12 protein-coding genes are annotated in these 13198 nt (G+C 37.7%); 8 read left to right on the top strand and 4 right to left on the bottom strand.

What is annotated here, in order from left to right:
* Window positions 1–44 precede the first annotated feature (44 nt).
* From I6F42_RS04925 to I6F42_RS04895, 7 genes are all read left to right on the top strand, one after another.
* Complete coding sequence (locus I6F42_RS04925) at window positions 45–257, top strand: DUF1414 domain-containing protein (RefSeq protein WP_007375276.1); 213 nt, start codon at window positions 45–47, stop codon at window positions 255–257.
* Between the two features lie 5 nt (window positions 258–262).
* Window positions 263–1759, top strand: a complete 1497-nt coding sequence (locus I6F42_RS04920; RefSeq protein ID WP_007585701.1) for a DUF3413 domain-containing protein — start codon at window positions 263–265, stop codon at window positions 1757–1759.
* An 86-nt stretch (window positions 1760–1845) separates the two neighbouring features.
* Complete coding sequence (locus tag I6F42_RS04915) at window positions 1846–2310, top strand: DUF4124 domain-containing protein (RefSeq protein WP_197151224.1); 465 nt, start codon at window positions 1846–1848, stop codon at window positions 2308–2310.
* A gap of 117 nt (window positions 2311–2427) precedes the next feature.
* Window positions 2428–4146, top strand: coding sequence for a bifunctional isocitrate dehydrogenase kinase/phosphatase (gene aceK, locus I6F42_RS04910; protein ID WP_007585698.1), 1719 nt, complete (start codon window positions 2428–2430; stop codon window positions 4144–4146).
* A 16-nt stretch (window positions 4147–4162) separates the two neighbouring features.
* Window positions 4163–5101, top strand: coding sequence for a LysR family transcriptional regulator (locus I6F42_RS04905; protein WP_002961484.1), 939 nt, complete (start codon window positions 4163–4165; stop codon window positions 5099–5101).
* A 177-nt stretch (window positions 5102–5278) separates the two neighbouring features.
* Window positions 5279–5722 carry a PA2169 family four-helix-bundle protein gene (locus I6F42_RS04900; RefSeq protein ID WP_007585695.1) on the top strand — a complete coding sequence of 148 codons (444 nt, stop codon included), beginning with the start codon at window positions 5279–5281 and terminating at the stop codon, window positions 5720–5722.
* Between the two features lie 314 nt (window positions 5723–6036).
* A complete protein-coding gene (locus I6F42_RS04895) occupies window positions 6037–6432 on the top strand; it encodes a biopolymer transporter ExbD (protein WP_197151223.1) in 396 nt (131 codons plus the stop codon).
* A 244-nt stretch (window positions 6433–6676) separates the two neighbouring features.
* Here the strand turns inward: I6F42_RS04895 and I6F42_RS04890 are convergent, their stop codons facing one another.
* Genes I6F42_RS04890 through I6F42_RS04880 form a run of 3 tightly spaced genes read right to left on the bottom strand, consistent with a single transcriptional unit; the run spans window position 6677 to window position 11364 of the window.
* Entirely contained in the window at window positions 6677–9712 is a 3036-nt protein-coding gene (locus I6F42_RS04890) for a TonB-dependent siderophore receptor (protein ID WP_197151220.1), read from the bottom strand.
* A gap of 9 nt (window positions 9713–9721) precedes the next feature.
* Entirely contained in the window at window positions 9722–10801 is a 1080-nt protein-coding gene (locus tag I6F42_RS04885; RefSeq protein WP_197151219.1) for a FecR domain-containing protein, read from the bottom strand.
* Window positions 10798–11364 carry an RNA polymerase sigma factor gene (locus tag I6F42_RS04880; protein WP_007585687.1) on the bottom strand — a complete coding sequence of 189 codons (567 nt, stop codon included), beginning with the start codon at window positions 11362–11364 and terminating at the stop codon, window positions 10798–10800. The genes I6F42_RS04885 and I6F42_RS04880 overlap by 4 nt, the downstream gene beginning before the upstream one ends.
* Before the next feature lie 374 nt (window positions 11365–11738).
* Between I6F42_RS04880 and I6F42_RS04875 the strand changes: the two genes are divergently transcribed.
* Entirely contained in the window at window positions 11739–12254 is a 516-nt protein-coding gene (locus I6F42_RS04875) for a DUF2937 family protein (RefSeq protein ID WP_024590457.1), read from the top strand.
* On the opposite strand, the gene I6F42_RS04870 is transcribed toward I6F42_RS04875, so the two are convergent.
* Window positions 12234–13121: a LysR family transcriptional regulator gene (locus tag I6F42_RS04870; RefSeq protein WP_007585683.1), complete on the bottom strand. Its 888-nt coding sequence runs from the start codon at window positions 13119–13121 to the stop codon at window positions 12234–12236. The two genes, I6F42_RS04875 and I6F42_RS04870, sit on opposite strands and share 21 nt — an antisense overlap.
* Window positions 13122–13198: the final 77 nt, after the last annotated feature.

Raw genomic sequence — 13198 nt, 5'->3', positions numbered from 1 at the left:
TAGTGTTAAAATACGAGAATATAACTATTTTATTGAACCAACTGATGCCAATCTTATCAAAATACTCTAATGAAGAAGTAGAACAAATCGTCGATCAGCTTATTGATGTGCTAACTAAACACAATGCGCCGGTAGATTTAAGCCTTATGTGTTTAGGAAATTCTATCACGCATATCTTAAAAGAGCATGTACCAACAGGGAAAAGACAAGCCGTAACTGAGAACTTTGCAAAAGCTCTATCACAGTCGGTTAAATAAACTCTATGAATTTATCGCAGCACAATCAGTTTTCATCAAAAGCGAGTCAGCTATTAAGCTGGGGCCATTGGTTTACTTTTGCCAATATTGGCTTGGCGCTATTTATTAGCTTAAGCTACTTATTTGCCGACTCGCCACCAACAAGCTTTATGGGCATTACTTATATGCTAGTAACGTGGTTAAGCCACACTAGTTTTATCGCCTTTTTAGCGTTTGTGCTGACGGTATTTCCGCTTAGTTTAATATTCCCCTACCCACGACATATACGAGGCATGGCGGCTGTTATAGCCACACTAGGCGCTTCACTGCTTACCCTTGATGCTTATGTTTACGTTAATTTGGGTTATCATCTAAGTATATCTGCCTTACCTGAGATTATTTCTCTACTGTGGCATCGTTTAACCAGTTCACCTGCTTTAACAACCATTTTAGCCAGTGGGATTGTATTACTTATTTTAGGCTTTCAGCTACTTGTGAGTAATTACACATGGCAACACCTTGAGCGCTTAAAACAATATAAATTTGCACGTTACGCAATTTCATTTTTAATAGTGTGTTTTTCACTTAGTCACAGTATTCATATTTGGGCTGACGCAAATTTAAACTTTGACGTAACGAAGCAAGATAATGTACTACCACTGTCATACCCTACTACCGCTAAAAGTTTATTAGCTAAAAATGACCTGCTTGATATAGAAAGCTATAAGCAAGCACATAACGTAAAAATTAATAACCAAAACATTAGTTATCAAATGCCAAGCCCGCTTGATAAGTGTGAAGACTACACACAAGCCAATGTAGATATTTTTGTATTTGAAACCCAGCAGCAACTCGCTAAATTTGTTGCCGATAATAAAAACTTACACAAAACAGAGCAGTTTTTACAGCCAACTAATCACGACGATATGCTATTTAGCTTAGTGTATGGTTTGCCAGCTTTTTATAAAGCAGCAATTTTAAGAGATCAAACTCTTCCCGCATGGCAAAGTCAGCGCCGCAGCATAGAAGTAACCGGCGTGGAAGAACTTAGTTTTATAAATGATCAAGCACATAGTTCTAGCGCAATTAGAGTTATTAAAAGTAGCGATAACGCCGTTGTACGAGATGATAAAACACAAGTTTTTGCTTTTAGTCTTGCCAATAACAAGCAAGAAGTAGTAACAACATCAACTTTATATAGCTCCGACAAACGTATTTCTAAAGTAGATGGACTTATTCAACCTAGCGATTTAATTGCAACAAGTGTTGGCCAATATTTAAATTGTAAAGCCATTGCTAAGCAAACAATGCTGGGCGTTAATTTATACAAGAAAAAAGATGATATGGGCGTTAACTACTCTCAGGGTGTCGTTATAGCCTATAAAAAAGATAGGATTACCTTAATAGATTCAGATGGTAACTTTAAAAACATCTCTGCCGCTGAAGGTTTTTCTATTGAACAAGGTTTAGATATACCATTTTTAGTACAGAGTATTAAAAAGCTCAAAACCTTTACCCAATAACAGTTATCCTAACCTAGCTTGATATACCACCAAGCTAGGTTATAGTTTTATATTGTTGTTAGATATAAAAACCAAGGATGACATGTATGTTTAAAACTTCTCGTTATATTCTCCATTCTAGCTTTTTACTTATCAGTTTTTTTAGCTTTAGCGATACCACTTACTACAAATGTGTAACAGAAAAAGGCACTGTCTTTTCTCAACTGCCGTGTGACGACGAAGCAACGACTTATAAAGTTAACACGACGGGTAATCAGTATTCTGGTCCTAAGGTTGACTACACTAAACAACTAAACGAACTTGAGCGTGAAAGGCTTCTATCTGGCTTACAGGCAGAGTTTCGCAGTAATAACCATAAACTAACAATACTTGATCGTAATAAAGAGCGTGCTGAATATAAACAACAAGAACGATTAAATCATATTCTAGCCATTGAAGATAAAAAGCGTATTACCAAAGACATTACTAAAAAACTAAAAATAATTAATAAAGAGTACAAAAAAGATGTATTGGTTATTACTAAACAAATTAAAATTCTCGAAAAAAGATAGCTCAATACCAATAAATCACTCTTAATTAGCAAGTAATATTTATCTTGGTTTTAAACTTAAAATAACATACCCTTAACAAAATAGAGTATAAGCTCTAGGGACTATTAAGGAGTGCAAATGCAGCCTCGCCATATTGCTGAATTAATTTTAACGGGTTTTAAAAGGCACTATCAGCTATTTCAAAAAACAACGGCCAAAGCCCCTCTCGCCTTTGCAAAAAAAGATTGGCAAGCAATTAATGATATCAGCCGTTTGCGTATCAGCTATTATGATGATCGTGTTAACGAAACCACACAAGCGCTAAAAAAAGAAACCCCAACAGAGCAATTAGATGAAAGCCTATGGCTCGAAGTTAAAAAGATATATCAGCACTTTTTATGTTTCCACCCTCAAGCAGAGCTCGCCGAAACCTTTTATAACTCTGTATTTTGCCGGCTGTACCACAGGCGCTATTTTCATAATGACTTTATATTTGTAGAAGCAACTTTGAAAGATGCTCCTTCAGTGCCTGTTGAGGCCGAATATAGGACATACTTTCCAGTAGTTGATGGCCTAAAGCCAACAATAAAGCGCATTATTAATCATTTTGATTTTAAAGCCCCATTTGTAAATTTAGAGCGTGATATTCGCCTTCTTGTTAAAGCTTTTTATAAACAAGCCCCCGATACACATCATCAACCTTGGCAAATGCGCTTTGATATTTTACACACACCTTTTTATCGTAATAAAGCAGCTTATATTGTTGGTCGTGTTGTTTCAAAAAGTGGGGTTCAGCCTTTTATAATCGCCGTGTTACACGATGAAGATAACGGATTATATTTAGATGCACTTTTAACTAAATCATCTCAAATGCGTGTCATTTTTGGCTTTGCCCGTGCCTACTTTATGGTAGAGACTCATGCACCTTCAGCACTTGTCCGGTTTTTGAATCAGCTTATGCCAAACAAAACACTTGCTGAGCTCTATAACGCAGTGGGTTTTCATAAGCAGGGTAAAACTGAGTTTTATCGAGAGTTTTTAAATCACTTATCTCACTCTAGTGATGAGTTTACAATTGCACCGGGTACTCCCGGTATGGTGATGATGGTATTTACCCTTCCCTCATTTGGTTATGTTTTTAAAGTAATAAAAGACAAATTTGGTGAAAGTAAGCCCTTCGGCCGTGATACCGTATTAAAGCGTTATCAACTAGTAAAAAACCATGATCGCGTTGGCAGAATGGCCGATACCATAGAGTATTCTAACGTCGTATTTCCTTTGGCGCGTTTTGATAGTAATTTACTTGCGCAATTACATAAAACAATTGGCTCATCAATGGTAATTGAAGGCGAATGGTTGATCATCAAGCATTTATATATTGAACGGCGCATGACACCACTCAATTTATTTTTAGAAAATGCTGATGAAGAAAGTGCCGCAGACGCGATTGAAGAATACGGGCAAGCTCTAAAAGAAATGATTGCCGTTAATATATTTCCTGGCGATATGCTCTTAAAAAACTTTGGTGTAAGTAAGCACAAACGTATTATTTTTTACGATTACGATGAAGTTCAATACCTAACAGATATGAACTTTAGAGCATTACCAAAAGCAAAGAGCTACGACGATTATTTAATGGATGAACAAAGTTACTCTGTTGCACCACAAGATGTATTCCCAGAGCAGTTATGTACATTTGTAATGCCTAATCCTATGTATAAAAAGTTTTTTCTCAGCACTCATCCAGAGCTTATAGATGTTAGCTTTTGGAAGCAGGCGCAACAAAATATAAAAAATGGGCAGGTAAGTCATATTTACCCTTACCCGACAGCACAGCGATTTATCCATCACTGGTAGACGCAAAGGACACACAATGAATATAAGTAAAATAGATTTAAATTTACTCGTTTATCTCGATACATTGCTTCGAGAATGCAACGTAACACGCGCTGCTAATCAATTGAGTATTACGCAGCCCGCAATGAGTAATGGCCTTAAACGTCTTCGTAACTTATTTAACGACCCTATTTTAGTTCGTACCAGCGATGGTATGGTCCCGACAGAGCGCGCTTTAGAGTTACAACCCGTTATTCGTGGCATATTAATGACGCTTGAAGAAACCCTAGCACCTAATAGAGAATTTGAGGCAAGCCAGAGTAAACGTGTATTTAGAATAATGGCCAGTGATTACGCTGCAAGTACGTTAGCGCCAAAGCTTTTAAGTAAACTACACGAAGAAGCCCCCGATACTACTTTAGATATACTCACACCAAGTGATGTAACCTTTCATGACGTAGAAAACGGTAAAGTAGATATGGCAATCAACCGCTTTGAAAACTTACCTCAGTCTTTTCATCATAAACGTATTTGGAAAGACAGTTTTTGCTGCTTAGTTAAGGCCGACAACCCTATTATTGAAAACTTTAGCCTCGACAGCTACTTAAAAGCACGCCATATATGGGTGAGTAAAACAGGTTTTGGTGTAGGCGTGGGCATGGACCCTAAAGATGTGCAAAAACTTGGTTGGGTTGACGAAGCACTTGCCCACTTTGGTAAACATCGTAACATTGCCACTTTTACGCGTAACTATCATGTAGCGATTCATTTAGCTAAAGAGAAAAATTTAATTGCGACCCTTCCTTCAAAAGCCGCAAATATATACTTAGATGATCCGGGGCTTAAAATTTTAGAGCCACCGTTTCCAATTCCTCCTTTTGAGCTTGATATGATTTGGAGCCCACTGTTACATCGCGATGCGAGCCACATCTGGTTACGCCAAAAAGTAGCTGAAGTAGCTGAAGAGCTAAAATAACTTTATTACACAATATAATGTAAAAATTGCTAGGTTAATACTTTCCTCATTAACTTAGCCTCTTTCTGAAATTAAATTAAACCAATAAAATCAAATAACTACATAAAAATAAAAACGTGGAACATACATTGCTTTTATTAAATTGAACTATACATTCATTTAATAAAAGAGGTCATTATGAACACCCATCAAGGATCAGAAGTAAATCATATTACTGACATCATTCAAGTTATGAACAGCGGCATCGACTTTTATCAAAAAGCACAGGAAAAAGTTGAAGACCCTGCTATCGGCGCACTTTTTCAGCGTATGATAGATGCCCGAAAAGTGAGTGTTGAGCGTTTGCAGCCATATGCAATTAATGAAAAAGGCGAACGCGAAGATGGTTCATCTTTCGCAGTTGAAGCACGACGTGCATACACAGCCTTACTTACTACATTCACCTCACATAACGACAGCACGTATGTAAAAGAGCTTGAAGAAGTAGAAGATAAAACGCTTGTAGAAATTAAAGCCGCTATGGATAAACCACAACCGGCTGATTGCGAAGCTGCACTGGCTAAAACATTATTAACAATGCAAAGCTGCCATGCAGAAATGAGCCGTATGCAAAAGCAGTAAGCTTACATAACGCATAAATACAACCCAGCCTAGCGCTGGGTTTTTTATTGCCTCTCATACCAATCTGCATAAATCTTTAAGCAATTTAACGAATTAAATCACACTATAACGATGTTAAATAGACCCCATATATAAGCAAATTGGTACAAACACCACCTTATTTCGCCACATTTTAAATACATAATGAATACAAATATTTAATGTTATTAGAATATTTATTTAACCACGCTTTATTTTTGCTGTGCTAATTTTGTTAGTAGGTACCTAAAACCTTGCTGTGGCGCCGCAGCATTTAATTAAAAATAAGGTCCAATATGAAAAGTAAACTAACTAAACTGCAAAATAATGCTGATGTAGATATGACCTCGATGTTAGACATAGTGTTCATATTACTAATTTTCTTTATTGTAACTACATCTTTTGTAAAACCTGTGGCTATTGAATTAAACCGACCACTCGACAGCCCTCAAATAGATAAGCCTGTTAAAAATGCTTTATTTAGAATTGATGAAAGTAACGGAATATATTTTTCAGGGAGGTTAATTGATTTAGAGCAAGTTGCGACTAATTTAGCGATGTTCGCGGCTAAATATGAAATAAGTTCGGTACTTATAACCGCAGACGAAAACAGTACACATAATACTTTAATGAGTGTAATGAATAATATTAAGCAATACGATGATTATTCAATAAGTTTGATTTCTAAATAAAACAGCCCAATATAAAACTAAAAAAAGGGCCTTACGGCCCTTTGAGTTAAATAACGAAAGGGAGGTTACTTAACCTAAATTCTGGCTAATAAATCTATCTCTAGCAGCTATTGTCAGCGTTAACTGCGTTGAATTTAATTGCAATAGGCCAGCTATTGACGCATAAATTCGCCTTGTTTTCACTGAAAATCTCTGGCTAGAGAAATCAAAGTTTAAATATCTTAACCAGAGTTCAGGTTAGTAATTAAAAACGGTATTCTGCGCCTACGTAGTAGTAAGCTCCGTTAAATCCAAATGGAGCAGAACGACGTGAGTAGTCAAACACACCTGAGCTGCTTATTACTGTGTTGCCACTAGCATCCACAATAGTACCTGAGCGAGAGTTACCTATTTCGTTTTTATCTGGGTAAACGTCAAACAAGTTATTTGCACCAATGTTTACCGACAAATCTTCAGTAACGAAGTAGTTAACTTTAACGTCTGTTAAAATTTCTGCGCCATACGTTTGACGACCACCATCTTCTACTGTGTACTCACCAAAACGATTAAGAGACAGGTTAACTGTCCAATCGTCACGTTGATAAAGCGCACTTAAGTTAATACGATCCTCTGGTTGCCACTCTTCAATAATAGAGATGTCTTCAGCTGAAAATATATCTTCTACGTTTACTGTCTCAAGGCTTGAGCCAGCAGGCGAAAATAACGATACAACATCTGTTTTAGTAAAGTTAGCTGCAAGTGTAAAATCAAGCGTGCCGCCTAAACCTTCAGTGTTCCACGTTGCTACAAAATCAACACCACGAGTTTCTGTATCAGCACCATTTAAGAAGAACTGACCTACGCCAGCACCCGCACTATTTAGTGCAGCATCAAGGCTTGTAGATAAACCTTTACCTAAGCGGTCACTAATTACAATACGGTCGTCAATATCAATTGAGTAGTAATCAACGGTTACATTAATATTATCTGTAACGTTATATACAATACCTAAACTACGGTTTTGTGATTTTTCTTCTTTAAGCTTTGGAATACCTAAGCTTTGCGCAAGTGTTGAATCATTTCTAAATGTACCAACCTCTTCTGCAACTAAATTACCATTAGTACCAACAACAAATTGCGTACTTACGTTATTAAAGTAAAGCTGCTGCATTGAAGGCGCTCTAAAACCTGAGCTTAATGCACCACGTAGTGAAATATCGTCGGTTACAGACCAGTTACCAGCAAGCTTAAAGTTTACTGTATCACCAAAGCCTTTGTAGTTATCGTAGCGAAGTGCACCCGATAAAATTACATCTTCAATCACATAAGCTTCTGCATCTATGTAAAATGAAATTACATCACGCGATTCATCAACTGATGACGCAGGAGCTGAACCACCAAAACCTTGTGAACCACCTGATGCATCTTCAGAACCAACACCACCACTTAAGCCGTTGTAAATACTTACACCGTTGGTTGTATCGTAATCGCGGTATGCGTACTCATTGCCTTCTAAAATGCGATATTCGTCAGTACGGATTTCAGCACCCATTGCTAAAGAATAATCATCAAAGTTTTGCGTAAAATCAATATTGATTGTTTGCAGTGATAATTCCATGCCGTAAGCGTACGCTTCACGTGGGATTGTTGTACGAATATCAGCAGCACTTAAACCTTGGTCATAACGTAAAAAGTTAGCGTATGAGGCATTGATAGTGTCACTTGTCGTGTAATCAATGCTGTTTTCACCATAGGTGTAAGATAAATCAAGGCTTGCATCGTTATCAAACTCAGTTTTATAACCAAAGTTGTACGAGATATCGTCGATAGTTGTATTAATTTTTGGTAAGAAACCTAGCGGAATCGTCGCATCATTATCTTGTAGTACTGGGTTACCACCTGCATTTGCATTATGACGGAAAAATGCAGCCGACTCATTTTCACGTGTTGAGTAAGTAATAAAGCCGTAAAGCTCGCCATCACCTAACTCGTAACCGGTATTAATTGTTAAACCAAACTGCTGAGAATCAGCATCACCAATTCTGAATGTATCACGATCGGCTGTCAGCTCACGCGGATCGCCAGCAAGTAAAGTCCCGTCACTTAGTTCTGTACAACCATAAAACTGACAAGAGCCATGTAAACCTGCACGGTTAGTAGGTGCACGGTCACGGTAATTAATAGTTGTATTTAAATAACCGTCATCACCTAGCGCAAAGCCTTTATTAAAATCAAGGTTAATGGTTTCGCCATCGCCTTCAGAATATTGACCGTAGTTAATAGCCGCTTTGCCACCTTCGCTACCATCTTTAAGCACAATATTAATAACACCTGCAATTGCATCAGAACCATACTGAGCAGCAGCGCCATCACGTAATACTTCAATGCGTTTAATTGCAGAGGCTGGAATTGCATTCATGTCAGTACCTGCGGTACCACGCCCAACAGAGCCATTAATATGAATAATACTTGCTTGGTGACGACGTTTGCCGTTAATTAACACCAATGTTTGATCGGGGCCCAAACCGCGAAGTGTCGCAGGTCTTAAAGCATCAGTACCGTCACTAATTGCAGAGCTTGAAAAGTTAAATGAAGGGGCGATAGACTGTAGCATACGACCAACTTCTGTTTGGCCCGTATTTTCAAGCGCTTCTGCACTTAAGATATCTACTGGAACGGGTAAATCTTCAACTGAACGTCCTGCTACACGGCTACCGACTATAGCAATTTTTTCAATTTTTTCTTGAGCGACTTCTTCTGCTGCGTTTACACCTTGCGAATTTACTGCAAGTAAAGCTGGTAATACTGCTGCACTGACCGCTGAAAGCTTCATCATGTTGTTATCATTCCTGTTGATTTGTTTGAGTTTTATACTCAGTAAACCATTTTGATCAACAACCGCATCGAGTTCAGTCCCACCTAATAATGCCTCTAGAGCATCTAGCTGAGTGTAAAATCCATAAACTGAATTTGCGTCATACTGCTTTGCCAACTCATAAGAAAACACCACGGTTTGCTCTGTTTGTTTAGCATATTCAATTAAGGCTTTGTCTGCTCGCTGCGCTTTTATATCAAATTGCACCATTTGCCCAGTGGTTTGAGTTGCTGCTTGTACACTCAAGCTAAAAATAGCCGGTACAAGCACACTAAATCCACTCAATAAATGCGTTTGGTTACTGCGCAACTTATATAAACAGCTGACAAACAAAAATCCTCTATGGCTTTGTTTCTTTTTTTTAATGTTTTTTTTACGTTCAATCTTTATTGATGCAACTTTATCTAACATTAGTTTGATTTGCATAACGTCTACTTATGATTCTGTATGGTGTTTTAGCGTTACTACATGCTCACCTAAACGCTCATGATCAATCGAAAAATTAGTTTGTAAACTCTCAAGTAAACCTTCAACGTCACCCGCTTTAAATACACCAGCTACTTTAATACTGGCAAGCTCGGCTGATGAAAGCTCAAAGCGTGTGGCGGTATAGCGACTTACTTCATTTAAAGCATCGCTTAGCTCTTCTCCATTAAAAATAAGCATGCCATTTTGCCATGCCAAATCGCGTTGTACGTCGTTCATTGAAAGCTGGGTAATTGGCTTTGTAACACTCTGCTCTATAATTACTTTTTCGCCTGAGGTAACAATATTGGCATTAATTAGACGAATTTTTTGCGTGCTGTTATCTGCAAGCTGATAATCTTTAAAGTCATTTGCATCAACCGCTACACTAGGGTCGGTGATCATCACTTTGCCTTCGGTAACAACAAGCTCTAAATCTGATGAGGTATTACGCTGTACATTAAACACGGTACCGAGTGCGGTAAAGCTTTTGTCGCCGGCCATAACACTAAACGGACGCGTGGCATCTTTTGCTACATTAAAACGCCCTTCTCCTCGACTAAGTAACAACTGCCTGCGGCCTTTGCTATAAGCAACTTCTAGTAAGCTATTAGTATTAAGCTGCACTATAGTGCCGTCTGGCAATACATACGTTGCTTGCTCGCCTACTTTTGTTTTGTAAATTTTAGTGTAGTTAACTTTTGCAAGCTCTTGGTTATAGCCGTTTTCTAAATTAATTAATAAGTAGCTGCATACCATTAGTGCTGCAAATAAACTCGCTGCAATTGAGTAAGAAAACATCCACTTATCTTTTGATGCTTTAGTATTGTTACGCTGAGGAAATAAATGACTTAATTCATTTAACACCGAAAGCTCATCCCAAAGCTGAGCAAGCTCGTATATAGAGTCTTGATGGGCGATGCTTTGCATCATCCATAATTTAAATTGCTCTTTTTCATCATCAGTTAAACCACGATCAATCGCGCTTATCCAATCACATGACTTTTCTAAAATTAAATCTTTTGAATTAAATTGATGAACATTACTCATTCTGCGACCCTCTTAACTGAGATAGGGTGTGCTTGAGCTTTAGGGTTTGTTTGAGGGCTTTGCTCATGTTCACGCATGTACGACATGGTTTGTAACAACCCTTTGGCAATGTGTTTTTCAACAGTGCTTTGGCTTAACTGCATTTGGTCTGCGATCTCTTTTTGGCTCATGCCGTAAACTTTTTTTAATATAAAGCATTTACGAATCGATGAGCTTAGTTGCTCAGTAGCTCTACAAAAAAGTAAAAAGCGCTCTTTAGATGTATATTCATCCTCAAGCTTCATTGATTTGAGTAATACGGGTAATTCGTTATCGTTTTCTAACGAATCATTAAATTTGTTGTCCCACTTAGCTATATGGTTAAGTGCTAGGTGTTTTGCTGTTTTAAGCATGTAACTGCGGGTAAACTGTATATCTTGCTTTAAATCAGCTTCGTAGCTTTTTACAAAAGTTTCTTGCACAATATCTTCTACATCGTCGGGTTGAACAATGCGCGATACAAAACGTTTGAGCTGTTTAGATATATCAACAAATGTTGACGTGAATTTTACTTTTTTCGTCATCCTTAACATCCACCTGTTGTTATTTTTATTATTAGGGCGTTTTGGCCTTTCGTGGTTGAATTTGCAGCAGTACGTTTGGTATTTAGGCAAGGCAGAGCCTATGTAGTGTGGTTATTCCCCATAAATAGGTGATAACGCAGCATAAATGCCAAACATGCGCTGCCCTTTGAGCTCGATCTAGGGACGATTAACTCTTTGTTGCTCGGTTTTGACTTAGCCCGCTAGGTTACAAACCTCGCGCCGCGATTAAATCGACCCTAGATTGAACAAATTTCAATCCACAAAGGTCAACACGCCCCATTAGATTACGAGTTTTTGATATAAAAACAAGCTCAAATGTTAATTCTGGGTTATTTAAATGGATAGGAAGATAAATGAGTAAATTTTTAGATTATATCCGACTTAGTTTCTTTGCATTCGGTTTACTACTTGGAGTGCAAATTCCTGCATTTGTAAGCGATTTTGGCCAAGCATTATCAGCCCAATTAATTGAAGCTAATAATGCCATTGCGCCTTTTAAAAGCGATGCAGCTAAGTATTTTAATAATGATTTAAATAAGCTAATTAAACACTATAAAAATATTGATGATGGGATTGTGAATAAAGGTGCAAGTAATATCAGTACACTTTACACACGACAACAAGACTTACAAATCGCTGTAAATAGGTTTGCGCAATCTCCATATATTTTTACTATGATCAGTGGCATGAGCGATGTAAAGCAACAAGTGTGGCAACGCTTTGAAGGTCAAATCATTTTAAAAAAAGACTCTATTATAGCCGCTATTGTTGCAGCTATTATAGTTGCCCTACTTGCCGAGCTTACTGGTTATTTGTTTTTAACTGGAGTAAAACGCTCATTTAAACGCTTATTCGCAGCTCAAAAATAGTGATTTCATAAAGTCATAAAATACATCGGTTTTGCGGGTAGTTAAGCTATTTTGCGGACGCAAAAACCAAACTGGTGCATCATCTTGTGCCATTACACCGGGCATAACTTCAACTAAAATGCCATTTTTAATATCTTCATGAATAGCTATCATTGATTTAATTGCAATGCCATGACCTGCAATGGCTGCTTGAGTCATATTGTCGGAATTAGAAATAGTAAAGCGTGTTCTTGCATTAAAAGTATGTGTTTTACCTTGTTCATCAAAAAGCTTTAATTGGCGCTGCCACGGCAGGCAAACCCAATAGTGTTCGCTCAATTGAGCTAAGCTTTTAGGCATGCCATATTTTTTTATGTAGCTAGGAGCTGCGCAAAGTATACGTTTGTTGTTTACTATTTTTCGTGACAGTAAACCGGAATCATTTAATTGTCCTACACGAATTGCCACATCTTGTGCGTCATCAACCACATTTACAAAATGATCAGTAATTAAAAAATCAAGTTTTAGTTCAGGATAGGCCTGCTCTAACTCATTAAGCCTTGGCATTACGTATTTTGAAAAAATCCAAGGGGGCATAGTCACGCGTAATAAACCACTCACAGATGAACTACGCGCACCAATACTATGCTCAGCGTCGTGCAGCGCCTCCATTATAGCGCCAACTCGCGTATAAAATATTTCACCTGCGGGAGATAACCGTACTCGTCGGCTATCTCTAAAAACAAGTACTGTTGCAAGCTCACGTTCTAATTTACTTAAGCGATGGCTTACCGTTGCAGGCGATAAACGCTGCTCACGCGCAGCAGCAAGCACCCCTTTATTTTCAACTACTGCTATAAATGTTTCTAGATCGCTTAAATTATACATAAAGATGCCATTGTGCACTTTTCAATGTTTAACATTTTCGAATGAAGCTTTCAGTTTTGCAATGTTTATTTAAATAT

Origin of the sequence: Pseudoalteromonas sp. SWYJZ12 (assembly GCF_015864395.1) — a bacterium.
Classification (GTDB): Bacteria; Pseudomonadota; Gammaproteobacteria; order Enterobacterales; family Alteromonadaceae; genus Pseudoalteromonas; species Pseudoalteromonas arctica.
The sequence above is the reverse complement of the archived record's forward strand: the minus strand, read 5'-3'. Positions and strand labels throughout refer to the sequence as shown.